The organism is Comamonas jiangduensis (genome assembly GCF_030162955.1).
GTDB lineage: Bacteria > Pseudomonadota > Gammaproteobacteria > Burkholderiales > Burkholderiaceae_C > Comamonas > Comamonas jiangduensis.
In genome coordinates this window covers 1-25,192 of the sequence record NZ_JARXOV010000006.1, presented here as the reverse complement: position 1 = coordinate 25,192, position 25,192 = coordinate 1, and the positions used below count along the sequence as shown (strand labels likewise).

The 25,192-nt window shown below is 58.9% G+C and carries 19 protein-coding genes; 13 read left to right on the top strand and 6 right to left on the bottom strand.

What is annotated here, in order from left to right:
• Window positions 1-50: 50 nt before the first annotated feature.
• The 4 genes from ahcY to QEP12_RS06440 all read left to right on the top strand — a co-directional run bounded on the left by ahcY (window position 51) and on the right by QEP12_RS06440 (window position 4,465).
• On the top strand, window positions 51-1,466 hold the full coding sequence (gene ahcY, locus QEP12_RS06455) for an adenosylhomocysteinase (protein WP_219162967.1): 1,416 nt from the start codon (window positions 51-53) through the stop codon (window positions 1,464-1,466).
• A gap of 132 nt (window positions 1,467-1,598) precedes the next feature.
• A complete protein-coding gene (locus QEP12_RS06450; protein ID WP_284213730.1) occupies window positions 1,599-2,765 on the top strand; it encodes a TlyA family RNA methyltransferase in 1,167 nt (388 codons plus the stop codon).
• Window positions 2,766-2,911: 146 nt separating this feature from the next.
• Window positions 2,912-3,763 carry a methylenetetrahydrofolate reductase [NAD(P)H] gene (gene metF, locus QEP12_RS06445; RefSeq protein WP_219162965.1) on the top strand — a complete coding sequence of 284 codons (852 nt, stop codon included), beginning with the start codon at window positions 2,912-2,914 and terminating at the stop codon, window positions 3,761-3,763.
• A 69-nt stretch (window positions 3,764-3,832) separates the two neighbouring features.
• Window positions 3,833-4,465 carry a septal ring lytic transglycosylase RlpA family protein gene (locus tag QEP12_RS06440; RefSeq protein ID WP_284213729.1) on the top strand — a complete coding sequence of 211 codons (633 nt, stop codon included), beginning with the start codon at window positions 3,833-3,835 and terminating at the stop codon, window positions 4,463-4,465.
• A gap of 168 nt (window positions 4,466-4,633) precedes the next feature.
• Here the strand turns inward: QEP12_RS06440 and QEP12_RS06435 are convergent, their stop codons facing one another.
• Window positions 4,634-5,536, bottom strand: coding sequence for a 23S rRNA (adenine(2030)-N(6))-methyltransferase RlmJ (locus tag QEP12_RS06435; RefSeq protein WP_174863170.1), 903 nt, complete (start codon window positions 5,534-5,536; stop codon window positions 4,634-4,636).
• 329 nt (window positions 5,537-5,865) lie between these two features.
• Here QEP12_RS06435 and rplM point away from each other — a divergent pair, with 329 nt between their 5' ends.
• The 4 genes from rplM to mdtD all read left to right on the top strand — a co-directional run bounded on the left by rplM (window position 5,866) and on the right by mdtD (window position 8,817).
• The gene (gene rplM, locus QEP12_RS06430; RefSeq protein ID WP_219162963.1) at window positions 5,866-6,294 is read left to right on the top strand and encodes a 50S ribosomal protein L13; all 429 of its coding nucleotides are present in this window, start codon (window positions 5,866-5,868) and stop codon (window positions 6,292-6,294) included.
• A gap of 10 nt (window positions 6,295-6,304) precedes the next feature.
• A complete protein-coding gene (gene rpsI / locus QEP12_RS06425; protein WP_219162962.1) occupies window positions 6,305-6,697 on the top strand; it encodes a 30S ribosomal protein S9 in 393 nt (130 codons plus the stop codon).
• Window positions 6,698-6,929: 232 nt separating this feature from the next.
• Window positions 6,930-7,295 carry an iron-sulfur cluster insertion protein ErpA gene (gene erpA / locus QEP12_RS06420; RefSeq protein WP_284213728.1) on the top strand — a complete coding sequence of 122 codons (366 nt, stop codon included), beginning with the start codon at window positions 6,930-6,932 and terminating at the stop codon, window positions 7,293-7,295.
• 106 nt (window positions 7,296-7,401) lie between these two features.
• Window positions 7,402-8,817 carry a multidrug transporter subunit MdtD gene (gene mdtD / locus QEP12_RS06415; protein WP_284213727.1) on the top strand — a complete coding sequence of 472 codons (1,416 nt, stop codon included), beginning with the start codon at window positions 7,402-7,404 and terminating at the stop codon, window positions 8,815-8,817.
• A 14-nt stretch (window positions 8,818-8,831) separates the two neighbouring features.
• Here the strand turns inward: mdtD and QEP12_RS06410 are convergent, their stop codons facing one another.
• Both QEP12_RS06410 and QEP12_RS06405 read right to left on the bottom strand, forming a co-directional pair.
• A complete protein-coding gene (locus QEP12_RS06410) occupies window positions 8,832-9,989 on the bottom strand; it encodes an anhydro-N-acetylmuramic acid kinase (RefSeq protein ID WP_174863937.1) in 1,158 nt (385 codons plus the stop codon).
• 65 nt (window positions 9,990-10,054) lie between these two features.
• Window positions 10,055-11,413 carry a M23 family metallopeptidase gene (locus QEP12_RS06405; protein ID WP_284213726.1) on the bottom strand — a complete coding sequence of 453 codons (1,359 nt, stop codon included), beginning with the start codon at window positions 11,411-11,413 and terminating at the stop codon, window positions 10,055-10,057.
• A 184-nt stretch (window positions 11,414-11,597) separates the two neighbouring features.
• On the opposite strand from QEP12_RS06405, the gene tyrS reads away from it, so the two are divergent.
• Window positions 11,598-12,830: a tyrosine--tRNA ligase gene (tyrS, locus tag QEP12_RS06400; protein WP_284213725.1), complete on the top strand. Its 1,233-nt coding sequence runs from the start codon at window positions 11,598-11,600 to the stop codon at window positions 12,828-12,830.
• Window positions 12,831-13,042: 212 nt separating this feature from the next.
• Here the strand turns inward: tyrS and QEP12_RS06395 are convergent, their stop codons facing one another.
• Complete coding sequence (locus QEP12_RS06395) at window positions 13,043-13,489, bottom strand: bacteriohemerythrin (RefSeq protein ID WP_174863167.1); 447 nt, start codon at window positions 13,487-13,489, stop codon at window positions 13,043-13,045.
• A gap of 284 nt (window positions 13,490-13,773) precedes the next feature.
• Between QEP12_RS06395 and glmU the strand changes: the two genes are divergently transcribed.
• A complete protein-coding gene (glmU, locus tag QEP12_RS06390) occupies window positions 13,774-15,213 on the top strand; it encodes a bifunctional UDP-N-acetylglucosamine diphosphorylase/glucosamine-1-phosphate N-acetyltransferase GlmU (RefSeq protein ID WP_284213724.1) in 1,440 nt (479 codons plus the stop codon).
• Between the two features lie 18 nt (window positions 15,214-15,231).
• Window positions 15,232-16,017, top strand: a complete 786-nt coding sequence (locus QEP12_RS06385) for a sensor histidine kinase (RefSeq protein ID WP_174863166.1) — start codon at window positions 15,232-15,234, stop codon at window positions 16,015-16,017.
• A gap of 70 nt (window positions 16,018-16,087) precedes the next feature.
• On the opposite strand, the gene QEP12_RS06380 is transcribed toward QEP12_RS06385, so the two are convergent.
• Window positions 16,088-16,609, bottom strand: coding sequence for an Lrp/AsnC family transcriptional regulator (locus tag QEP12_RS06380; RefSeq protein ID WP_284213723.1), 522 nt, complete (start codon window positions 16,607-16,609; stop codon window positions 16,088-16,090).
• Between the two features lie 133 nt (window positions 16,610-16,742).
• Here QEP12_RS06380 and glmS point away from each other — a divergent pair, with 133 nt between their 5' ends.
• Both glmS and QEP12_RS06370 read left to right on the top strand, forming a co-directional pair.
• Window positions 16,743-18,641: a glutamine--fructose-6-phosphate transaminase (isomerizing) gene (gene glmS, locus QEP12_RS06375; protein WP_284213722.1), complete on the top strand. Its 1,899-nt coding sequence runs from the start codon at window positions 16,743-16,745 to the stop codon at window positions 18,639-18,641.
• 1,169 nt (window positions 18,642-19,810) lie between these two features.
• Window positions 19,811-21,724, top strand: a complete 1,914-nt coding sequence (locus tag QEP12_RS06370) for a GspE/PulE family protein (RefSeq protein ID WP_284213721.1) — start codon at window positions 19,811-19,813, stop codon at window positions 21,722-21,724.
• Between the two features lie 181 nt (window positions 21,725-21,905).
• Here the strand turns inward: QEP12_RS06370 and QEP12_RS06365 are convergent, their stop codons facing one another.
• Entirely contained in the window at window positions 21,906-24,965 is a 3,060-nt protein-coding gene (locus QEP12_RS06365; protein WP_284213720.1) for a diguanylate cyclase, read from the bottom strand.
• Window positions 24,966-25,192 lie beyond the last annotated feature (227 nt).

Sequence of the window (25,192 nt, the reverse complement as noted above, 5' to 3'; positions counted from 1 at the left end):
CAATCTCCCAGAACGTGGTTTTTTCAAGTTGTCTTCCGCACGGAGAAACCATGAGCAATACACAAGATCGCGCAATTACCGATATCTCTTTGGCCGACTGGGGCCGCAAAGAAATTCGCATTGCTGAAACTGAAATGCCCGGCCTGATGGCCATTCGCGAAGAGTTCGCTGCGGCCCAGCCCCTCAAGGGCGCACGCATCACCGGCTCGCTGCACATGACCATTCAAACGGCTGTGCTGATCGAGACTTTGAAGGACCTGGGCGCCGACGTGCGCTGGGCTTCTTGCAACATCTTCTCGACCCAGGACCACGCCGCTGCAGCTATTGCAGCGACTGGCACCCCCGTATTTGCCATCAAGGGCGAATCGCTGGAAGACTACTGGGACTACACCCACCGCATCTTTGAATTCGGCCCTGCTGGCTCCGAAAACGAAGGCCCCAACATGATCCTGGACGATGGTGGCGATGCCACCATGCTGATGCACTTGGGTCAAAAGGCCGAGAAGGACTTGTCCGTGCTGGCCAACCCTTCTTCTGAAGAAGAGCGGATTGTGTTTGCGGCCATCAAGGCCAAGCTGGCGCAGGACCCCACCTGGTACACCCGCAAGTCCGCCCAAATCATCGGCGTGACCGAAGAAACCACCACCGGCGTGCACCGCCTGAACGAAATGTCGGCCAACGGCAGCCTGCTGTTCCGTGCCATCAACGTGAACGACTCGGTGACCAAGTCCAAGTTTGACAACCTGTACGGCTGCCGCGAATCGTTGGTCGACGGCATCAAGCGCGCCACCGACGTGATGATCGCTGGCAAGGTGGCTGTGGTGGCGGGTTACGGTGACGTGGGCAAGGGCTGCGCCCAAGCCCTGTCCGCCCTGCGCGCCCAAGTGTGGGTGACCGAAATTGACCCGATCAACGCGCTGCAAGCTGCGATGGAAGGCTACAAGGTGGTGACCATGGAATATGCCGCCGACAAGTGCGACATCTTCGTGACCACCACCGGTAACAAAGACATCATCCGCCACGAGCACATGGTCGCCATGAAGGACCAAGCGATTGTTTGCAACATCGGTCACTTCGACAACGAAATCGACGTGGCTTCGATCGAGAAGTACAAGTGGGAAGAAGTGAAGCCCCAGGTCGACCAGATCGAATTCCCTGACGGCAAGAAGATCACGCTGCTGGCCAAGGGCCGTCTGGTGAACCTGGGTTGCGCCACGGGCCACCCTTCGTTCGTGATGAGCGCATCGTTTGCCAACCAGACCATCGCCCAGATCGAACTGTTCACACGCCCTGAAGCCTACGAAGTGGGCAAGGTCTACGTGCTGCCCAAGATCTTGGACGAAAAGGTGGCGCGCTTGCACCTGAAGAAGGTCGGCGCCATGCTGACTGAGCTGACCGATGCGCAAGCCGCTTACATCGGTGTGAAGAAGGAAGGCCCTTACAAGCCTGAAACCTACCGCTACTAATCATGGCGGGCAAAGCCGACCGCATGTGCGGCGGCTTTGCGACCTCTGGTGCTTTGCTGTAAATAGATAGCTGCTAACGCTTATCAGATAAGCGCTAGAGGCCAATTTGAGTGAATAAAAGGAAACTACGCCATGCGCGCAGATGTATTTTTGGTGGACCACGGTCATGCCAGCACCCGTTCGCAGGCCCAGCGCCTGATCGCTTCGGGCGTGGAGTGGCGCTTGACGCCGCTGGCCCCTTGGAAAAAAGTCGTCAAAAACGGTGACGATATCCCTGTGGGCGCTGAGCTCAAGCTGCTGGATGACGCCGAAGTCAAATTCATCTCCCGCGGTGGTTTGAAGCTGGAAGGCGCACTGGCCGCCACGGGTGTGAACGTGCAAGGCCTGCGGTGCCTGGATGTGGGGCAAAGCACCGGCGGTTTTACTGACTGCCTGCTCAAGCACGGCGCAGCCCAGGTGATTGGTGTGGACGTGGGCCAGGGCCAGTTGCACGAGAGCCTGCGTGCAGACGTGCGTGTGATTTGTGTGGAGGGCGTGAATGCGCGTTCCATGACCGCAGAGATCTTGCAAGATGCCTGCGAAGAAGTGATTTCCGAGCGCTGGGAAGAGGAAGAAGACAACGACACCCTGCCCCAGGCTCCGTATGCGTGGATGCGCAACGGCGGTGAAATCGCCGAAGACTACGACGACAGCAACGACGCCAAGGACACCGACATCGAAGCCTTCAAGGCCGAGCGAGCCGCCAAGGCCAAGGCGCGCGAAGAGGGCTGTGTGCCCACCGAGCGCCGCCGTAAAGAAGCCTACGCGGATGTAGATACCACCCCGGCGTTTGACTTTGTGACGGGCGATGTGTCCTTCATCTCGCTGACGCTGGTGTTGCCCGCCGTGGTGCGCCTGCTCAAGCCCCATGGCCAGTTGCTGATGCTGGTCAAACCCCAGTTTGAGTTGCAGCCCGGCCAGGTTGGCAAGGGCGGCATTGTGCGTGACCCGGCCTTGTACCAAGAGGTGAAACAGCGTGTGTGCGATTGCCTGGCCGAGTTGGGCCTGCAAGTGAAGGGCTGGATGGATTCCGCCATTGAGGGCGGTGACGGCAACCACGAATTCTTTGTGCATGCGGTGCAAGGCGCCAGCATCAAGAACCTGGACGAGCCGCTGCCCGACCAGCCTGCTGCGCCTGCGGCCAAGCGCGTCTCGCGCACCGTGCTGCGCGAGCTCAAGCGCATTGACGTGATTGACGACGAAGAAGACGGCTACAACGTGCCTGGGCCTGCGCGCCCCAAGCGCAAGAACGCCAAATAAGTCCGGCACCGCCCGTGCGGTGTGCCGCTTGCACGCTGCATGGCGTGGTGGATGTGGCGGACGTGAGAGACAGGTCGGCAGGGGCTGCCAGCTTGTCTCAGACAACATGATTGCAGACAGCTTGCCGGGAGGGCAGGCGAGGAGTGATGACCGTGGCCCATACAAAGACCAGCAACTTCCCCATCAGCTTTGAGTTTTTTCCCACCAAAACGCCCGAAGGCGCGGCCAAGCATGTGCAAGTGCGTAAGGATTTGTATGCCCGCCAGCCCGAGTTTTGCTCGGTAACCTACGGCGCAGGTGGCTCGACCCAGGCAGGCACTTTCAGCATGGTGCGTGATATTCAGGCCGAAGGCATGCAGGCGGCCTGCCACTTCTCGTGCATCGGCGCCACCAGCGCCAAGGTGCGCGCAGAGCTGCAAGAGCTCAAGGACATGGGCGTGAAACGCCTGGTGGCGCTGCGCGGCGATTTGCCCAGCGGCTATGGCTTGGGCGGTGAATTTCACCATGCCAGCGACCTGGTGGAATTCATCCGCAACGAGTTTGGCGACTGGTTCCACATCGAGGTAGCGGCCTACCCCGAGACCCACCCGCAGGCCAAATCTCCCGAGGCAGACCTGAAAGCTTTTGCTACAAAAATCCAGGCGGGCGCACACAGCGGCATCACCCAGTACTTCTACAATGCCGACGCGTATTTTCGTTTTGTTGAAGGGATTCAAGCACTTGGCGTGCAGGTGCCGGTGGTTCCCGGTATCATGCCCATCCTTAATTCCTCTCAACTCATGCGCTTTTCCGATGCGACCGGCGCTGAGATTCCCCGCTGGATCCGCCTGCGCCTGCAGGCCTACGGGGACGATGTGACCTCGATTCGCGCCTTCGGCATGGATGTGGTCACACGCTTGTGCGAGCAGTTGCGCGATCAAGGCGCACCGGGCTTGCACTTTTATACGATGAACCAGAGCGCTGCTACCTTGGAGCTGTGCGACCGATTGGGCTTGTAATGGCTTGAGCGGAACGCGCTGGCTTTCTGGTGGTGCTTATCGTGCGCTCACCGTTAGAAGGGTCAGACCATGCAAGCTCATGGGGGTCAGCCTGTTTCCGTTAGTGTGTCTTTTTTGTCTTTGGCACGTCCGCGTGCCTTGCCAGCAGCATCGGTGCTGCTGGCTGCGTTGTTAAGCGCTTGCGCGCCCCTGCCCACCGAGCGCACAACACCCGCCCAGGGCGATGCTGTGCGCGCGCCCCAGGCCAGCTCCCGCACCGGCGCGGAATTGTTGGCCAAGATGGCCCCCCCCCCTTTGCGGCCAGACCGCATGAAGGATCCGGCCAAGGCCATGCAAGAGCGCTTGTATGAGCTGGAATGGCCCGAAGTCGATCAGCAAGGCGTTGCCTCGTGGTACGGCCCCGGATTTCATGGCCGCAAGACGGCCAATGGCGAGCGTTTTAACCAGTACGAACTGACAGCCGCCCACCCCACGTACGAGTTCGGCACCCAGTTGTGCGTGCGCAGCAAAAGCACCGGCCAAACGGTGGTGGTGCGCGTGAACGACCGTGGCCCGTTTGTAAAAAACCGAGTGATTGATTTGAGCAAGGCGGCGGCCGAAGAAATCGGCATGCTGGGCAAAGGCGTGAAGTCGGTAGAAATCTACAAGCTCGACGAGGGTGAAGACAGCTGCCCTGAAGCGGTGCTGGCGGCCAGCAATTAAGTTGTGCCCACTTGCCCCTTGGCACGTGCAACAGGTGTAGCACGCCGGGCTCAATAAAAAAGGAGCTGCCCGCGCTCAAACATCAAGGATTTCAGTGTGATAAGCATCTGAAAACCTTGTTGCAAGCGCGCAGGCAGCTCCTTTTTTTGTGTAGCGATGGGGGTGGATTTACTCCCCAAACTCCAGCGTGTGAGCGGCGTTCTTGTCTTGCGCCAGCAGCTTTTGCATTTGCGGCAGCGTTTCCTTGAGCGCAGCGCGCAGGGTGAAGGGCGGGTTGATCACGAACATGCCGCTGGCAGGCAGGCCGGGGCGCTTGCCTTCGGCGGTGTTGCCCCAGTCGTTCACTTCGCTGCGGATCTTGCTGCCCTTGACGGTGAGCGTGGCGTGCAGCCAGCCCTTGCCAGCCTTGGTGGTCAGGGTTTTGAGGCGCTTGGGCAAATCGTGTGCATCCTGGCGCGGAATGATGGGGTACCACACGGCATAGGTGCCGGTGGCAAAGCGCACCAGGGCGTCTTCGATCATGGTCAGCACGCGGCCATAGTCGGTCTTCATTTCATAGCTGGGGTCGCACAGCAAAAAGCCGCGGCGCGAAGGCGGGGGCAAAAAGCGCTTGATGCCGTTGAAGCCGTCTTCCATCAGCACTTCCACCTGCTTGCCTGCTTCCAGTTGGGCCATGTTGCCGTCCAGCGAGCGCCAGTCATTGGGGTGCAGCTCAAACAGGCGCAGCTTGTCTTGCGGGCGAAGCAGGCTTTGGATGATGAACGGCGAGCCGGGGTAGGTTTTGACGCCCTTGCCTTGGTTGACGCTGCGCACGGTTTCTACATAGGCACGCAAGGCCGGGGTTAACTCATCCAGGGGGGTATCGAGCAGGCGTTCAATGCCGCCCTTGGCTTCACCGCTGGTGTTGGCAAAGTCGCCGTCCAGGCGGTACAGGCCCGCGCCCGCGTGCGTGTCGATCACGCTGATGGCGGTGTCTTTTTGCGCCATGTGTTGCAAGGCGGCGATCAAGATCGTGTGCTTGAGTACATCGGCGTGGTTACCGGCGTGAAAGCCGTGGCGGTAGCTAAACATAGGTGTGAATTCTTTTCGGTTCGTGCGGCAGTCCAGGCTGCAGCGGGGCGGCGGCCCAAGGCCGCAGGATGGCGCCAGTGTGCGGGGATTGCCGCTGATGCGGGTAAATCCACACCAACACCAGGTGCTGATGGCGCTATTGGACGCTATTTTGTATAATGGCGGGCTTCGCAGCGATTTTATGGCCCCGCGGCGAAGTACTAAAGCAGAGGTTTTGCCGAGGCTTTGGTAGTTACCGCCTAAGAGGCTTCCTAGTTCAGCAATTGAATTTAAGAAGAAGCACCGACCGCGGAAAAGGGCCTTCCAAACCTTCTTGAAAGAGAAATCTCATGTCTACATTCAGCGCAAAGCCCGCTGAGGTGCAACACGAGTGGTTTGTGATTGACGCCACCGATAAGGTGCTCGGACGTGTCGCCAGCGAAGTGGCACTCCGTCTGCGCGGCAAGCACAAGGCAATCTACACACCTCACGTTGACACCGGCGACTACATTGTCATCATCAACGCCTCCAAGCTCAAGGTCACTGGCACCAAGAACCTGGACAAGGTGTACTACCGTCACTCTGGTTATCCTGGCGGCATTACTGCCACCAACTTCCGCGACCTCCAGGCTAAGTTCCCTGGCCGCGCTCTGGAAAAGGCCGTCAAGGGCATGTTGCCCAAGGGTCCCCTGGGCTACGCCATGATCAAGAAGCTGAAGGTGTACGGCGGTGCTGAGCACCCCCATACCGCACAGCAGCCTAAGGCTCTGGAAATCTAAGGAGACCTCAATGATTGGTGATTGGAACAACGGTACAGGCCGTCGCAAGTCCAGCGTGGCTCGTGTATTCCTGAAAAAGGGCTCCGGCAAGATCACTGTGAATGGCAAAGACATTCAGCAGTACTTCGGCCGCGAAACCTCCATCATGATCGCTAAGCAGCCTCTGGCGCTGACTGGCAATCTGGAAGCTTTCGACGTGCTGGTGAACGTGCACGGCGGCGGCGAATCCGGTCAAGCCGGTGCAGTGCGCCACGGCGTGACTCGTGCGCTGATCGACTATGACGCAGCGTTGAAGCCTGCACTGAGCCAAGCCGGCTTCGTGACTCGCGACGCTCGTGAAGTTGAGCGTAAGAAGGTCGGTCTGCGTGGTGCTCGTCGCGCCAAGCAGTTCTCGAAGCGTTAATTCGTTTCAGACCTTTGGCAGGCTGCGCTTCGGTGCAGCCTCCTCACAAAAAAGCCGCTTCTACCTTCGGGTGTGGCGGCTTTTTTGTGGGCTTTACCGCTGGGTCTGTGCGGGAAAGATGGCGGGCAATGCCCCCACTGCGACTGGCGTCAAAGCTAGGCGCTGGCCTAATTCCTGAGCAAAACGCAGTACCATTACAGCCGATTTTGAGAAGAACACTCGGAGTATCCCCATGAGCGCCGTTGCAGAACCCACCACCACTGAAATGCCTGATCCCATCGTCTTCACCGACAGCGCTGCTGCCAAGGTGGCCGACCTGATTGCGGAAGAAGGCAACCCAGACCTGAAGCTGCGCGTGTTTGTGCAAGGCGGCGGTTGCTCGGGTTTCCAGTATGGTTTCACTTTTGATGAAATCACCAATGACGACGACACCACCATGACCAAAAACGGTGTGTCGCTGTTGATTGATGCCATGAGCTACCAGTACCTGATTGGTGCAGAGATCGACTACAAGGAAGATCTGCAGGGTGCGCAGTTTGTGATCAAGAACCCCAATGCCCAGACCACTTGCGGTTGCGGCTCGAGCTTCTCGGTGTAACAGCGCCGATTGCGTCTGTTTTCCCCTTCCCAAAAGCCGCTGCTTGCCAGCGGCTTTTTTGTGATCAAATTGCCTTAAAACGTAGACTGGATGAGCGCTAGCAGCTATGAAAAACAATATCGGTCAACCTGCAAGCAAGCAAGAGCCCCTGCTGTGGCTGGTGGCCATTGGCTTTTTCATGCAGTCGCTGGATGCCACGATTTTGAACACGGCCTTGCCCAGCATGGCAGCATCCTTGGGGCAAAGCCCGCTGCATATGCAGTCGGTGGTGGTGGCCTATGCGCTGACGACGGCCATGTTGATTCCAGCCACGGGCTGGGTGGCAGACCGCTTTGGTACACGCCGTATTTACACGGCGGCCATGGCCTTGTTTGTGCTGGGCTCGGTCTTGTGTGCGCTGGCCCCTACGCTGCAGTTTTTGGTGATGGCGCGGGTGGTGCAGGGGGTGGGCGGCGCCATGATGCTGCCCGTGGGGCGGCTGGCAGTGCTGCGCGCCTATCCGCGCGATGCCTTCATCCGCGCCATGAGTTTCATTGCCATTCCGGGGCAGGTGGGGCCCTTGATGGGGCCGGCGGTGGGTGGCTGGCTGGTGGAGTTTGCATCCTGGCACTGGATTTTTTGGATCAATGTGCCAATTGGTATCCTGGGCGTGTGGGCGGCATGGCGCTGGATGCCGCTGAACGATCAGCAGCCCAAGCGCGCATTTGACGGTGTGGGCTTTGCCTTGCTGGCCGCTGGCATGGTGGGGGTGTCGCTGGCGCTGGATGGTTTGTCCGGTGTGGGGATGGGGCATGCCCTGGTGGCCGTGCTGCTGGTGTTCGGCATGGCCAGTCTGGCAGCGTACTGGATGCACGCGCTGCGCAGCAGCCAGCCCTTGTTTGCCCCATCGCTATTTAGCGTGCGCTCATTGCGCGTGGGCTTGCTGGGTAATTTGTTTGCCCGCTTGGGCAGTGGGGCTGCGCCCTTTTTGGTGCCGCTGATGCTGCAGGTGGGTTTGGGTTTGTCGCCCTTTCATGCGGGCACGATGATGCTGGCCACGGTGCTGGGCGGCATGCTGGTCAAACGCGTGGCGGTGCAGACAGTGCTGCGCTTTGGTTACAAGCGTGTGCTGCAGGTGAATTCGGTGTTGCTGGGGGTGATGATTGCGGGCCTGGGGCTGGTCAGCCCCGCACAGCCGGTGTGGCTGATCGTGGCGCAATTGTTTGTGTTTGGCGCCATCAACTCGATGCAGTTCTCAGCCATGAATTCGGTCACGCTCAAGGACATGACCGGGGAGTCGGCCAGCAGCGGCAACAGTCTGCTGTCGATGGTGCAGATGCTGGCGATGAGCATGGGCGTGGCCATAGCTGGAGCGGTGCTCGCGGGCTATGCCGACATGTGGCAGGCGCGCGAAGGCTACAAGCTGCTGGCGCTGCAAGCCACGTTTGTGACGGTGGGGGTGATGACCTTGGCGGCCACTTTGGTGTTTAGCCAGTTAGAGCCGGATGAAAAGGTGCGCAGCGCGCCAGACGGGCACGACTAAGCACCGCTGCTGCATCAGGCGGGATAAATCGCTCCCAGAATGCGTGGCCCGTGCGCGCCCGTGACGGCGGGTAAATTGCCGGGCAAACCCAGCATGCATTGGCGGGCCAGCCAGGCAAAGGCGGCAGCTTCCACCTGCAGCGGTGGCAAGCCGCGTGCGGCCGTGCTTTGTACGTGGGCATGCGGCAGCAAGGCTTGGAGCTGGCGCATCAACTCGGTATTCAGAGCACCACCGCCGCACACCAGCAAGCTGTCACTGTTGGGTGCATGCCGCATCAACGCCTGTGCGCAGCTGTGGGCGGTAAAGGCGGTGAGCGTGGCTTGCACATCCTGCGGGCTGGGTGTGTGGCCGAATGCTTGCAACTGCGTGTGCAGCCAACTGGGGTTGAAGAGATCGCGCCCGGTGCTTTTGGGAGGGGATAGCTGCAAAAACGGCTCTGACAGCAGCAACTGCAGCAGCGCCTGCTGCACCGTGCCAGCCGCGGCCCATTGGCCTTGGTTGTCATAGGCTGCGCCGGTGTGCTGCAGGCACCACCAATCCATCAACGCGTTGCCGGGCCCGCAGTCAAAACCCATCACAGGCATTGGTGCGCCAGAGGCGGGCAGCAGGCTGATATTCGCAATGCCGCCGATGTTGAGCACAGCGGTGCTGCGGTCCGTACGGCTGAAGACGCCTTGGTGGAACGCTGGCACCAAAGGAGCGCCTTGGCCGCCTGCGGCCACATCGCGGCTGCGCATGTCGGCGACGACGGTGATGCCTGTGCGCTCTGCCAGCAGGGCTGGGTTTTGCAGTTGCAAGGTGTAGCCGGTGCCATCGTGTTGCTGCGGCTGGTGGCGCACCGTTTGGCCGTGGGCGCCAATCGCGCTCACGTGGCTGGCCGGGGTGCGGCTTTGGTCCAGCAACTGCTGCACCACGTCAGCATAAGCGCGGCTGATGGCATTGCCCGCCAGCGCGGCACGGTGTAGCTCATTGCAGCCTTGGGGGGTATTGAGCGCCAGCAGTTCTTGCCGCAAATCCGAAGCAAAGCCCTGGGCGGCGTATGCCAGTACGTGCAGTTGCTGCTGGGCATCCCACTGCACCAGCACGCCATCCACGCCGTCGAGCGAGGTGCCGGACATCAGGCCGATATACAGGGCGGTACGATTAGGAGCAGGGAGGTGGGCAGTGGGCATACAAACGCGGCAGGCAAAGAAAAAGGGCCTCGATTGCTCGAGGCCCTCAGGAGGTTAGCACACCCTTATTGGGCGCTGGCTTGGCGAATCAGCTCTGCCGAGGCCAGTTGCGTGTGCATATGCTCTGCATGCTTGGCAAACTGCTTGCGCACTTTCTCGGAGATTTCGTTGGCTTCGCTCTTGGCGATGATGGCCTGGGGGTCTTGGTGGTTGCCATTCACACGGAATTCAAAGTGCAGGTGCGGCCCTGTGGACCAGCCGGTAGAGCCGACGGCACCAATGAATTGGCCTTGTTCTACAGACTGCCCCTTCTTGACGTCAATGCGGCTGAGGTGGGCGTAGACGGTCACGTGGGCAGTGTTGGCATGCTTGACGTAGATGACGTTGCCATAGCCGTTTTGCCAGCCCGCAAACTCAATCACGCCATCACCCACGGTACGTACCTTGGTGCCGGTGGGGGCCGCAAAGTCGGTGCCCAAATGGCGGCGCCATGTGTTGTGGATGGGGTGCTTGCGCATGGCAAAGGTGCTGCTGACGCGCGAGAATTCCACGGGAGAATTCAGGTAGGCACGGCGCAGGCTGGAGCCGTCCATGGCGTAGTAAGAGCCACGTTGGCCGGGCTCTTGGAACCACATGGCCTGGTGCAGCTTGTCACGGTTTTGGAATTCTGCGGCCAGCACCCGGCCAGAGCGCAAGAACTCACCGTCGGCTTCCAAGGTTTCGTAGATGACGGAGAAACGGTCACCCTTGTGCAGGCGGTGGAAGTTGATGTCCGAAAAAATATCGACCACTTGCACGGCCACGGCGTCGGGCAAGCCTGCAGCGTCGGTGGCGGCAAACAAGGTGCTGTGGATGGTGCCACCTGTCAGGCGGGTGTTGACGACCAGCGGTGCGGTCGAGACGGTGCTGACAAACTGGCCTTGGGCATCGCGCTCCAGCACCAAACGCTGAAAGTTTTGGCTGTCTTCGCTCTCAATCCAGCGCACGGTCAGCTTGCGCAGCTGGTGGTCGTTGCTGGCCTCGGCGGACACCAAGCGGCCATTGCGGCTGAACACGTGCTGGCGAGCCAGCTCATTGCTGCGCAAAAAGGCCGAAGCGCTGGGGTCTGCAATCCCCAGACGCTGCAGCAGCGATTCTGGGGTATCGCTGGAGCGGGTGTAGTCCGTGCGGAACAGCGAAAAATCGTTCAGATCTGTCAGATCGGCCAGCGTGCTGCCCTCGACCAGCGAGGGGATCGTTTGGGTGAGCGTGCGGACAGGCATGTCGGCAGGATCTGGACCCAGGGACGCAACGGCGAAGGCGCCACCTCCTGCGGTGAGCATGAGGGTCGCAATCGCGGCGGTTAGGCGTTTCGGGTGGCGCTGGATGGACTGTGCCAGCTGTGCAAGGAAAGCACTGCCGGCAGAAACTAGTTTGTGATTCAAAACCTGGGTTCCTGGGAAGTGTGCGTACCTTGAAGACGGAAAGGCATGTGAGGCATGGGGCACGCGTTCTGTCAGCATAGTGGCCATTTACCAGTATGTAAATGCCTTGCCGACTAGAATTGGTCACTGCAATCGAGCCGAAATTATACCGGGGGGCCTATACCCCGCGCTGGAAAAAACCCTTATGAATCAAAATGCTGTTACAACATACCCGGTCACTGAGGCTGTAAGACAAGCGCTTGAAATCACCTTGCGCGGCGTTGACGAATTGTTACCAGAAGCTGACTGGACACAAAAGCTGGCGCGTTCGGCGGCAACCGGGGTGCCGCTGCGCATCAAGCTGGGTCTGGATCCTACAGCGCCGGACATCCATTTGGGGCACACCGTGGTGCTCAACAAAATGCGCCAGTTGCAGGATTTGGGCCACCAAGTGATCTTTTTGATCGGTGACTTCACCACGCTGATTGGCGACCCTTCGGGCCGCAACTCGACCCGTCCGCCGCTGACCGCAGAGCAAATCCAGGCCAATGCCGAGACGTACTACACCCAGGCGGCCAAGGTGTTGGACCCGGCCAAGACCGAGGTGCGTTACAACAGCGAATGGTGCGACAAGCTGGGCGCGCGCGGCATGATTGAGCTGTCGGCCAAGTACACCGTGGCACGCATGATGGAGCGCAACGACTTTCACACCCGCTTTACCGAAGGCAGCTCCATCAGCCTGCACGAGTTTTTGTACCCGCTGCTGCAAGGCTATGACTCGGTGGCCTTGAAGGCCGACCTGGAGCTGGGCGGCACAGACCAGAAGTTCAACCTGATGATGGGGCGTCATCTGCAGGCCGAGTATGGGCAAGAGCAACAGTGCGTACTCACCATGCCGCTGCTGGTGGGCCTGGACGGCGTGCACAAGATGTCCAAGTCCAAGAACAACTACATCGGCATTACGGAAGACGCCAACACCATGTTCGCCAAGGTGCTGTCGATTTCGGACGACCTGATGTGGGACTGGTACACGCTGCTGTCCTTCCAGAGCCTGGCGCACATTGCCCAGCTCAAGGCTGAGATTGCTGCGGGCGGCAACCCCAAGCACGCCAAGGTGGCGCTGGCCAAGGAAATCACCACGCGTTTCCACAGCGCTGCAGCTGCCGATGCGGCCGAGCAAGACTTCAACAACCGTGCCAAGGGCGGCATTCCCGACGATATCCCGGAGCTGAGCCTGTCGGGTGCGCCCATGGGGATTGGTGCCTTGCTCAAGCAAGCGAACCTGGCGCCTTCCACCAGCGAAGCCAACCGCCTGATCGACGGCGGCGGCGTGCGCATTGACGGCACCGTCATCAGCGACCGCGGCCTGAAGGTAGAGTCGGGCACTTTTGTGGTGCAGGTGGGTAAGCGCAAGTTTGCCCGCGTGACGCTGGCCTGACCGTTGGCGACGCACTGGCCTGCCCAAGCCAGCAGCCAGAAGTCGCAATTCACCTGCAGCTTGGAGAGAATGGGCGCTGCGCGTCCCCCAAGCCGCTGCCTTGGAAAAGGCGGCGGCTTTTTTGCTTTTAAAAAATGAGCTGTTTGCGCTTGTGAAATAAGGGTTTTAAAGTGTTTGGTATTTGAAAGCCATGAAATACAAGCGCCAGTAGCTCACTTTTTAATGGCTATGGGTGGCGCTGATGCGGTGTCGTCTGCGGCGAGGGTCGCTTGGAAAAACGGTACATACGCGCGGTCTTCTTCAAGGATGTGGCAGCGCAGCCAGTCTTTGAGAAAGTCCAGCGCCTCCAGGTCGACATCTTCCCCGGCCTCAAAGCGCAGCAGCCAATCCATGGCCTGGGCGGTGAAGTGGGCGTGTTCGGCAGTGTGCTCGGCCGTTTGCGGATAGCCGTAGCGCTGGAACATCACCTCTTCTTCAATGAAGTGGTTGTGGGTGTAATCGACCAAGCCTTCAAGCACCTGCCCGATGACGGCACGCTCAGGAATGGGGTTGCTCAGCTCGTCATACAAGGTGTTGATCAATTGCACCAGCGTCTGGTGCTGCGCATCGATGCGCGGAATGCCCAGCATGAGCGCACTGGACCACGGCATAAAGGTCATGAACGATCCTTTCAATTCACTCTGAGAAGGCGGAGAGAAAGCGCGCGGGGCAGTGTGCGCGGCGCGAAGCTGTACAGAATGCAGAAAGGGCCACGCGGCTCCAAGGGGGCAACCCAGGCGCCCCCAGCGCTTGCTGACGCAGGTCAAACACTTCGGGGCAGCCTGTCGTGTGTGCCCCACGCCAATCAGATGGCTGTCTGGCCGAGGTGTTCACGCGCAGGTGTGCCAGCGCGGGATAATCTGGCGCATAGCGCTGGCCGTAGCTGGCTTCACAAGTGATTTTTATGTCCTCCTCTCACGCACTACCCCTTGATATCGTCGTCATGGCTGCCGGCAAAGGCACCCGCATGAAAAGCAAGCACCCCAAGGTGTTGCAAAAACTGGCGGGCCGTGCCTTGCTGCAGCATGTGCTGGATACGGCCGCGCAGTTGCAGGCGCGCTCGGCCGTGGTGATTACCGGCCATGGTGCGCAAGAAGTAGAAGCCGCCATCGCCCAAGGCCGCAGCAGCCAGGCTTTGGATTTGAAGTTTGTGCGCCAAGAGCCGCAGCTGGGCACCGGCCACGCCGTGCAGCAGGCTGTGCCTGCGCTGGCGCAGGACGGCATGGTGATCGTGCTTTCGGGCGATGTGCCGCTGACCCAGGCATCCACCCTGCAAGACCTGGTGCAAGCTGCAGGCGGCAGCCGCATGGCGCTGCTGACCGTCACCCTGGACAACCCCACGGGCTATGGCCGCATCGTGCGCAATGCCCAAGGCACGGTGCAGCGCATCGTTGAGCAAAAAGACGCGAGCGACGCCGAGCGCGCTATCACCGAGATTTACAGCGGCATCATGGCCGTGCCCGCAAAGCGCTTGGCGCACTGGCTTGCGCAACTGAACAACCACAACGCCCAAGGCGAGTACTACCTGACGGACATTGTTGCCATGGCGGTGGCCGATGGTGTGGACGTGGTGGCCCACCGCATCACGGATGCCGTGCAGGTGGCTGGCGTGAACAGCCCGCTGCAACTGGCCGAGCTGGAGCGGGCCCACCAGCAGCGCCAGGCACACCGCTTGATGGAGCAAGGCATTCGATTGGCCGACCCCGCCCGCTTTGACCTGCGTGACGATGTGCGCGGTCATGCGGCGCAACTGCTGTGCGGGCCGGATGTGGAAATTGATGTGGGCTGTATCTTCACCGGCAAGGTGGAACTGGGTGAAGGCGCCAGCATTGGTGCCTACTGCCACATCAGCAATGCCACGATTGCGGCGGGCGCGGTGATTCACCCCTACACCCACATTGATGGTGAAAAGTTGGGCGCCAGCGTGGGCGAAGGTGCGCTGATTGGCCCCTTTGCCCGCTTGCGCCCCGGCGCGCAGCTGGGCAAGGAGGTGCACATCGGTAACTTTGTGGAAGTGAAGAACTCCATCTTGGCCGACGGTGCCAAGGCCAACCACTTGGCCTACCTGGGCGATGCTAGCGTGGGCGAGCGGGTGAACTACGGCGCGGGCTCCATCACCGCTAACTACGACGGCGCCAACAAGCACCGCACGGTGATTGAGGCCGATGTGCACGTGGGCAGCAACTGCGTGCTGGTGGCACCGGTGACGATTGGCGCTGGCGGTACGGTGGGCGGTGGTTCTACCATTACCAAGAGCACCGAGCCGGGTGCATTGAGCGTGGCGCGTGGCAAGCAAGTCAGTATTGCCAACTGGACGCGCCCCGCCAAACAACCCAAGCCCTAATCTGTCAAGGAGCCTGCCATGCATGCGTTCACCCCTGTGCCCACCACGCTCGAAGCAGCGCTGGGATTGATTGCGCAGCAGCGGGCTGAGCTGGATCGCTTGCATGCGGCGCACGAGGCCTGGATGCGCGCCGTTGCGCACGATTTGCGCGCGCCCTTGCGGCATGTGGTCTCGTTTGCACCGCTGCTCAAAGAGTCGGTGGAAGAGTTGGCGGCAGCAGCGCCCCAAGCGGGCTACGCCGCAGAAGATGCGCGCGAGTTTGCGGCCACGATGGAGCAATCAGCCCGCAAGATGAGCGCCATGCTCGATGGCTTGGCCCACATCTCACGCATGGCTCGCACCGCCTTGCACCTGGAGGTGCTGAACTGGTCGGCGCTGGTGCAAGCGGCGGCGCAGCCTCTGCAAGCACAGCATCCGCAGGTGCAGTGGGTGTTGCCAGACCAGCCCGTGTGGGTGATGGCCGATGCCGACAGCCTGCGCTCTGCCATGCAAGCGCTGCTGGACAACGCCGTCAAATTCTCTGCCACGCAGCCACAGCCGCAGGTGTGTGTGGAGGCGCAGCCTTTGGCAGCGGGCGGCTGGCGCTTGACGGTACAAGACAACGGCGTGGGGTTTGACGCCAGCCGTGCACAAGGCCTGGGCGAGCTGTTTCAGCGCATGCACCGGGAGGGCGAGTTTGCCGGTGTGGGTTGTGGCCTGGCGCTGGTGCACACGGTGGCACAGCGCCATGGTGCCCGCTGGGAGGTGCAGTCGCAGGTGCAAGCCGGTTGCACCGTGCACCTGGACTGGCCGGCCGCTGTTTGATTGTGCATTCAATAGGCCTCTAGTGCTTATATAGCCTGCGCTGGTAGCTATTAATATTGCTTCAGGGTGCTCAAGCGTTTTCGGGTTTGTGTGCCAGTTGCGGCAGGTGGGGGCTGAACTTGGCGCGCTTGGTGGCAAAAAACGTCTTCACATTGCGCACATTGCGGTGGGCGGTGAATAGGCGTTGCGACAGGGCCAAATACGCAGGCATATCACTGCATGCCACCACCAGCACAAAGTCAGGCCCCGGTGAAACGCGCCAGCATTGCTGCACACCGTCTTCAGCCACGGCCAAGGCTTCAAACTCATCCAGTGCCTCGGCGTGCTGGCGCTCCAGCGTCACTTCCACCAGTGCTTGCAAGCCATGCCCTACCAGGGGCGCCACCGCTTCGGGGCGTACGATGGCCACTTGCCGCTCAATCAGCCCCAGTGCATGCAGGCGGCGTACGCGGCGCAAGCAAGTCGGCGGGGAGATGTGCAGTTGCTCGGCCACCTGCAGGTTGCTTTGCCCTGCATCGCGTTGCAGCAGGTCTAGCAGTTGCAGGTCGGTGAAATCGAGTGAGAATTCAGAGGAATTTATTTCGGATTTCATTTGATTTTGAAATTAAATTTCTCCAAGGATTTGGTATGAAATTTAATTTCTTTTATTCAAGAAAATAGATCATAAGTTTTGCATAGATGCTTTTAGCATCACGCCACGTTTCAACCTTTCCGGAGTTCCGCCTATGTGTGGCATCGTTGGCGCAGTTTCCACGCGCAATATCGTTCCTTTGCTGGTGCAAGGCTTGCAGCGGCTGGAGTACCGTGGGTATGACTCCTGCGGCGTGGCCGTGCACCGCATGGTGGCCGGCAGCCCCATCAGCCAAGGCCTGCAGCGCGCGCGCAGCACGGCGCGCGTGGCGGAATTGCTGGAGCAAGTCACTACCGACGACCTGCAAGGCCTGACCGGCATTGCCCACACCCGCTGGGCCACGCACGGCGAGCCAGCGGTGCGCAATGCCCACCCGCATTTCAGCTACGGCCCGGGTGAAACCATCGACAGTGGCAAGCCCGCCCGTGTGGCACTGGTGCACAACGGCATCATTGAAAACTACGAACAACTGCGCGCCGATCTGCAAGCCAAGGGCTACAACTTTGCCAGCCAGACCGACACCGAGGTCATCTGTCATTTGGTGGACAGCCTGTACAACGGTGATTTGTTTGATGCGGTGAAGGCTGCGCGCGCCCAGTTGCATGGCGCCTACGCGATTGCCGTGATGCACAAGGACGAACCCCATCGCGTGGTGGGTGGCCGTGCCGGATCGCCCCTGGTGCTGGGCGTGGGCCAGGACAATAGCGAATTCTTCCTGGCATCGGACGCGATGGCCGTGGCGGGCGTGACCGATCAGATCGTGTACCTGGAAGAGGGTGATCTGGTGGATTTGCAGCCTGGACGCTACTGGATTGCGGGCAAAGACGGTCACGCTGTGCTGCCCGAGCAGCGCCCCATTAAAACTGTGCACGCCCACAGTGGTGCGGTGGAGTTGGGCCCTTATCGCCACTACATGCAAAAAGAAATTTTCGAGCAACCCCGCGCCATTGGTGACACGCTCGAAGGTATTGTCAACATCGCCCCCGAGTTGTTTGATGGTGCCGATGGCACTGCGGCATGGCGGGTGTTCAAAGACATCGACAACGTCTTGATCTTGGCCTGCGGCACCAGCTACTACAGCGGTTGCACCGCCAAGTACTGGTTGGAAGGCATTGCCGGCATTCCGTGCAACGTGGAAGTGGCCAGCGAATACCGCTACCGCACCAGCGTGCCCAACCCCAAGACCTTGGTGGTCACCATCAGCCAGTCGGGGGAAACCGCCGACACATTGGCCGCACTGCGCCATGCGCAAAGTCTGGGCATGACCAACACGCTGACCATCTGCAACGTGGCCACCAGTGCCATGGTGCGCGAATGCAAGCTGGCCTACATCACCCGCGCCGGCGTGGAAATTGGCGTGGCATCGACCAAGGCATTCACGACACAGCTGGCCGGTTTGTTCCTGCTCACACTGGCTTTGGCGCAGTCCAAAGGCAAGCTGACAGAGGACAAGGAGCAGCAATACCTGACCGCCATGCGTCACCTGCCCGTGGCGCTGCAGGCCGTGCTGGCGCTGGAGCCGCAGGTAGTGAGTTGGGCCGAAAACTTTGCCAAGCACCACAACGCCTTGTTCCTGGGCCGTGGCATGCACTACCCGATTGCCATGGAAGGCGCGCTCAAGCTCAAAGAGATCACCTACATCCACGCGGAGGCTTACCCGGCGGGCGAGCTCAAGCACGGCCCTCTGGCCTTGGTGGACAGCGCCATGCCCGTGGTCACCGTGGCGCCCAACGATGAGCTGCTGGAAAAACTCAAGAGCAACATGCAAGAAGTGCGCGCGCGCGGTGGCGTGCTGTATGTGCTGGCCGATGCCAAGACCAACATCGACAACGCCGAAGGCATGCACGTGATCCGCATGCCCGAGAATTACGGTGCACTCAGTCCCATCTTGCACGTGGTGCCGCTGCAGCTGCTGGCCTACCACACGGCCGTGGCACGCGGCACGGACGTAGATAAGCCACGTAATTTGGCCAAATCCGTGACCGTGGAGTAACGCAGTAAACGGCTTTTTAGCGCTTATTATTCTGGGTAATTAAAGTCGTAAATTCGCAATTAAAGTCGTAAACCCCGGGCTAGCATCCATGCGGGTTTGCGGGACGAGGATTTGTAACTGCAAAGTCGTAAACTCAGAAACATCTGAGTAATTTCTGCTTGCAGTATTTAAGCTTAGAGCTTTCCAGCTTTGGTTCGAATGCTATGAAAAAAGCGCTCCATTGGAGCGCTTTTTGTTTTGGTGGTTAGTTAGGCTTTTATGTTTTGTCTGAAATGGCCAAGGCACTCCGGTTGTATGTCTGTTTTGCAGCGATAGCTGCCTGTCGCGTCGCCCTCCAGACTGACTGCTTATTGCTGCATAGCAGCCATAGACAGGCTTTGATGAAGCTACTTGAGGCCATCAAGAAAAAGCTGGGCAATTCAAGCTGCTGCTGGAATTTGAGTTCAATCAAATTCGCCTGATGGCATTTGTAAGATTCAAGAAAGTGGAAATTTGCAATTTAAAGAACCCTATCGATTGAAAAATGCATAGATTCAATACGATCGATAGGAAAACTCTAAAACATCAATTGTTGGTGCGATGAATTTTGCAAAATGTATAGCGTTGTAGCATTGCTACGAGCCAATTTTAGGTGCAGAGCGTTTGTTTTTTTCCCATAGACTCGTTTCGTCTCGCAGGTTGATTTCTGCTTGATGCTTGTATTGCGCTGCCTCTCTAACCGGAGGCAGCTTTTTTTTTGAAGCTTCTCATATCTCTGAATTTTCATTTCTTAGGTGGTAGATGCTCGTTCAACGTACAGCTTGTCTGAACGATTATCGAGTTGAGTCCAAAGGGAAGTCACAAAGCTAGCTTTAGTGTCACTGGCTCAATCCTCTCATGCACTGAGTTTCCAACTAAGCCGGTGTGATTCACTGACTGCATTCTCCATAGCGATACCCCTCATGCAGCACCCGTAACAGCTTGAAGAAAGGGTATTGCAAGCAATGAAACAGTGGTTTTTGGGCTGAAGCACGCGATGCGATAACGCCACTGCTACGCACAGGGGACGGCTGCGGCATGATTAGTGGCTTACTATCAGTTACAGCCTAGCTGCTGCATAGGTCTATGCCAACTACATCGATTGGTGGCTGGTCAATCCTTGACCTTGTAGCGAACGTCTTTGACTATTTATGACCGAATTAGCTGCCGCCCCTTTGCCGACCTCACCCAACCCCAGCGTCCGACCCATCAATGCAGATGCCCTGTGGAGGCTGCTGTCCAAGCCTCACCCGACTGTGGGCAAGGCCCGCCACTTGGGGGAGGCGCTGGTACAAGCGGGCTTGGTGTCCGCAACTGAGTTGGAGGCTGGCCTGCGTGTACAGCGCCAGGAGCGCAATGAAGGCACTTATCGCAAGATTGGGCAAATTTTGGTGGAAAGCGGGGCATTGACCCAAGAGCAGTTGGGCCAAGTAATTGCCACCTGGTTGGGCGATTACACCGTGCATCCGGGTGATATAGCGTCTGAACCTGCCGCTATCGCTTTGGTGCCCCGCACACTGGCAGAGCGTGAATCTGTGCTGCCGCTGCTGGCCCGTGACGACGCGCTGGTGGTGCTGATGGCTGACCCTAGCGACCGCGAGCTGCTCAGCGAGTTGCGGTTTCTGACCCAGCGCAGACTCATCGCGCTGCGGGCTGCGCCAGGAACGCTGATGCCCGCCATCCACAAGGCCTATCGCACTCGTCCCAACGATCCGGGCAGCGCTGCATCAAGTGCACGTGCTACTTCGCAAGATCTACTGAACAGCCTGACTAATGCGTTTCCTGATGTGGAGGCCGACCACGCCGATGTGATCAGCGAATCGGACAACACGCTGGTGCGGCTCATCAATTCTGTGATTGACGAGGCTATCCAGCACCGCGCGTCCGACATTCACATCGAAACCGAGCCAGCACCGAGCAATGTGCGCGTGCGCTTGCGCATCGATGGCGACCTCACACCCTACCTGGTGCTGCCCGCGCGCTATCGCTTCGCGATGGTGGCGCGTATCAAGATCATGGCCAACATGGACATTTCCGAGCACCGCAAGCCCCAAGACGGGAAGATCAACTTTGCCCGTTTTGGAGGCCCCCCGGTGGAGTTACGTGTGGTTACGGTGCCGACCTCACACGGGTTGGAGGATGTGGTGCTTCGCTTGCTGGCCGGGGCTAAGCCCCTGCCGCTGGACAAGATCGGTCTGAGCCAATCCAACCTGAATATCTTGCGCCAAGTGGTGCAGAAAAGTTATGGCCTCATACTGGTATGCGGGCCCACAGGCTGCGGCAAGACAACCACGCTGCACTCGGTGGTCAGCGACATTAATATTGCCGGTCGCAAGATCTGGACGGCTGAAGACCCCATCGAGATCACACAGGAAGGTCTGCGCCAGGTGCAGGTAAATCCGCGCATCGGCTGGACCTTTGCCGCCGCCATGCGTACATTCCTGCGCGCCGACCCGGACACAATCATGATTGGCGAAATGCGCGACGAGGAAACCGCACGCATTGCGATTGAAGCATCGCTGACCGGACACTTGGTGCTGTCCACTTTGCACACCAACTCGGCACCCGAGAGCATCGCGCGGCTGCTTGAGATTGGTCTAGACCCTTTCAACTTCTCAGATTCACTGCTGGCCATCCTCGCGCAGCGCTTGGTGCGCCGCCTGTGCACGGCCTGCCGCGAGCCGCATGTGATCGATGAACAGTCGCTGACGGATCTGGCATCGCAGTACCTGAGTAGCGGCGCAAGCAACACGCCCGAATTGCGCCAAGCGCTGGTGGCGCGCTGGCGCCAGACACACGGTAACGCGCAGGGCGAATTGCGCCTTTGGCGACGCGTGGGTTGCCCACAGTGTGAAGGCAATGGCTACCACGGGCGACTGGGTATCCATGAACTCATGCTCAGCGACGACACCATCCGCCAGCACATCCGCCACCGGGCACCGGCGTCGGACATCCGCCATTCAGCTCTGGCAGCTGGCATGCACACCCTGCGCCAAGACGGAATAGAAAAAGCGCTAGAGGGGCTGACTGACATGGCGCAAGTGGTGGCGGCGACGAACATGTGACGAGCGTTGTGCCGATACAAGGGTAATCAAAATAAGAGCGACGGGCCCCTGAATACATTGAAAATTAACGAAAATTAATCACTGCAGGTTGAATCGACCAGAGTTTCTTCGCAACTTGTTTACATTTTTAACAGCGCTAAGAACTCCATTTTCAGGGGCCAAACCAGCCTTATGCAATGAACTAGGATCCCTCCTTGCCTTCACTCCAGGTGCAGACGCGGTTGCGGCCTTGGTGTTTAGCCGCATAGAGAGCGGTATCCGATCTGTTCAAAGCTTCATCAATACTGCTCAGTGATGCATCCAGCACGCTCACGCCCAAGCTGACGGTGACGGTAATGGCTCCCTGGTCGGTGGTGGCAGGAGCACTGGCAATGGCGGCTCGCACGCGTTCGGCCAGTTGCAGCCCGTCATGCAGGTCAGTCTGGGGGAGCAGCACGGTGAATTCTTCGCCACCCAAGCGTGCAGCCATATCGCCCGAGCGCAGGTTTTGGCGCAGCACCGAAGCCAAGTGCTGCAGCACTTGATCGCCTATGCCATGGCCCCATGTATCGTTGACTTTCTTGAAGAAGTCGATGTCGATAATGAGCAGGATGCCTGGCTTATGGTGAGAGAGGCAGATGGCGTTGTATTCCTGCTGAATTCTGTCCATGAAGGCGCGCCGATTGGGCAGCTTGGTCAGCGTGTCCGTGGTGGCCTGCTGCTCTAGCAACGATTCCCGCTGCTTGCGCTGAGTGATGTCATCCACCACCCAGAAAAGCCCCAGTTGGCGATCTCCATGCCACAGTGGGATGCGTTGGACTTCAAAAACGCGTCCGCTAGGCAGCGGCAGCTCGATGCGCTGAACGGTGGGCAGATGAAGGTGCTGCGGGGCACTCGGCTCAGCAAGCATGTCTGCGGGCAGTAACCGGTTTATCTTCGCTTCGAGCACCCTGGGTATCCTGGTTATGGGGGCCGGCAGTTCGAGCAGATTGCACAGGTTCTGGTTCATGGCAACGATCGAGCCAAAAATCCGCTCTTGAAGCATCACGCCACTGGGGAAGCGTTCGATAATCGCTGTCAACCGCTGCTGGGCTGTGCGCAGGGCAATCTCGGCACGGTGGCGATCGTCAGCGTCCACGATCGTCCAGATCACCTGGCCCTGGGGGTCTTGAGGGTCGAGCAAGGTACCGTGCACATCATGCCAGCGCGAGGTTCCGTCACCCAATTGGAAGATCCACTCTCGGTGTGTGCGCCCCTGCTCGCGCAGTTCGGCATAACACGCTTCGAAGGACTTAAAGCTAGTGGCATCCGGGTGGATGATCTGGGTGCTTTGTCCCACCAAAGAGGTGCCGGGTGCACCAAAGATGCTGCGTGCGCGCTGGTTGGCCTGAGTGATACAGCGCTCTGGTGAGACCAGCAGTATGGCGCAGGCGTTTTCGTCGAGCAGAGCCCGCACCAACTGCGTCTGCGCTACGCGTTTGGTAATGTCGGTATGTGTACCGAGCATGCGCAAGGACTCGCCTGCGGAAGTATCGGCAAGATCTCCGCGAGCCTCCACCCACAACCAGTCCCCAGTGGCCGTGCGCAAGCGGAACTCGCAGTGGTAAGTTTCACCGCGCTCAAGGTGGGCCTGCACACTTTGCTGGAATTTTTTCAAATCGTTTGGATGCATCGATGCGAGCATGGTTTCGCGCGTCAGTTGTTTGGCCTGGGCTGGATATCCCAGCATTTCCCAGCAGCGCGCATCCCAATGCACCAAGTTTGTGTCCAAGTCCCAAGACCACATGCCATCATGCACGGCCTCCATCGTCAGGCGCAGATGCTGCTCGCTGACACGCAGTGCCTCTTGCATTTTGTGTTGAAGGGTTACATCCTGAGCGTAGCCGTGCCAGAGCACACCTTCATCGTCACCATGGCGCTCCGGTTGGGCTGCTATCTGCACCCAGTGTAAGTAACCCTCTTCATCGACAATCCGGTAGCGGCCTTGCCAGGGTTGCAGATCGGCAGAGGCTTGGAGCAGTTCGGTACGCACACGCTGCCCATCGTCCGGGTGAATGAAAGCAAACAAGGCTTGACCATCACTCCCCCCTGCTTTACCTGACATCTGGTGCAGTTTGCGCATGCCTGGGCTGACATACGGCAGGCGCAAGTTGCCATCGGCGCGCACCTGCAATTGGAAAAGTCCGCCGGGCACTTGGGTCACCAGCTTGCGCAGCAACTCTTCGCTGCGTGCAGCTTGCTCCTGGGCTTTGCGTCGTTGCAGAGCCAGCCATCCGCTGATTAGCACTATCAAAACCAAAAGCACGCTGCCCACCCCGTGGCGCAACAAGGAGGTTTGAATTTCTTCGTGCAACGGCTCCGAAAGTGCTTGTTTGTCCAGCCCAATCAACACCAGTAGCGGGAAGCCGTTGACACGGTGCCAAGTATTGTGACGGGCCACGTCGTCGACACTTGACGTCGAATCGTACTCGCCATGCATGGCACCGTGCTGGCGCAGGAATTCATGCTCCTCGGAAACGAATTTGCCCAAAAACGCACTTTCTTCCCCTGAACTGGCCATGAAGGCGCCATCATTGCGCAGCAGCATTACCAGGTCATTGGGCTTTCTGAGAATTTCGCGAAAGAATTTAGACAGGTAAGAGGGTGCTACTGATATCACGAGCACGCCCTCAAAGCGGCCCTGTGATCGTATAGCTCGCGAAATTTGGATAGTCCACAATTTGGATACCCGGCCCATCACCGGTTGACTGACGTAGAGCCCGGAATCACTACTGGCCTCAGCATGGGTGCGAAAATGTGCGCGATCACGGATCGACGTAGAAGTGGGCTGCCTGGGCGGGTCTTGCAGGTTGGAGTACACAATATCGCCTTCACGATCGGCAACCGCGATTTGCAAGATAGAGCCTGCAGGATAGCTGCTGATGGCTGTATGCACCGCACGGTCGAAGTCTTCGGCATGCCCACCCATGTATTCCGCCACCAAGTTTTGAGCAACGAAATCCAGCCCCGTGAACAGCGTCTGGCTCAACACAGCCAATGTTTTGGTCAACTGGGCGGAGCGCAGCATGGTCTGCTGGTAGAGGTCTGTCTTTTTTTGGTTCTGACTCGCAAGCAGGCCATTCCAGTAAAGCGCCAAGCATGCAAACAGCAGTATCAATACCAAAAAGCTACGCCAATAGAACGAATTTTTAGAATTGAGAAAGGCGCGCTGCAAAGAAGGCCAAACATTGAACATACGAGGGATGAGCGGCGAAGCCTTCAAGATGGTTCTGGAGGTACCGACTTCGTCGGCTTAGTAATTAGCTAATTGTTTCATCTTTGGATTACTTTTACTAATAGCATTTTCGCAAAAACACTGTTTTTGAATTGACCAGCTTTTACCCTAGCCAGTTTGCTGGCCATGAGAAAACGTCAGCACAAAACTTTGCTCAATGACTGCTTTAGGCATGAACAGTCATTGATATTTCTGATTTGACCGGCTGCAATCAG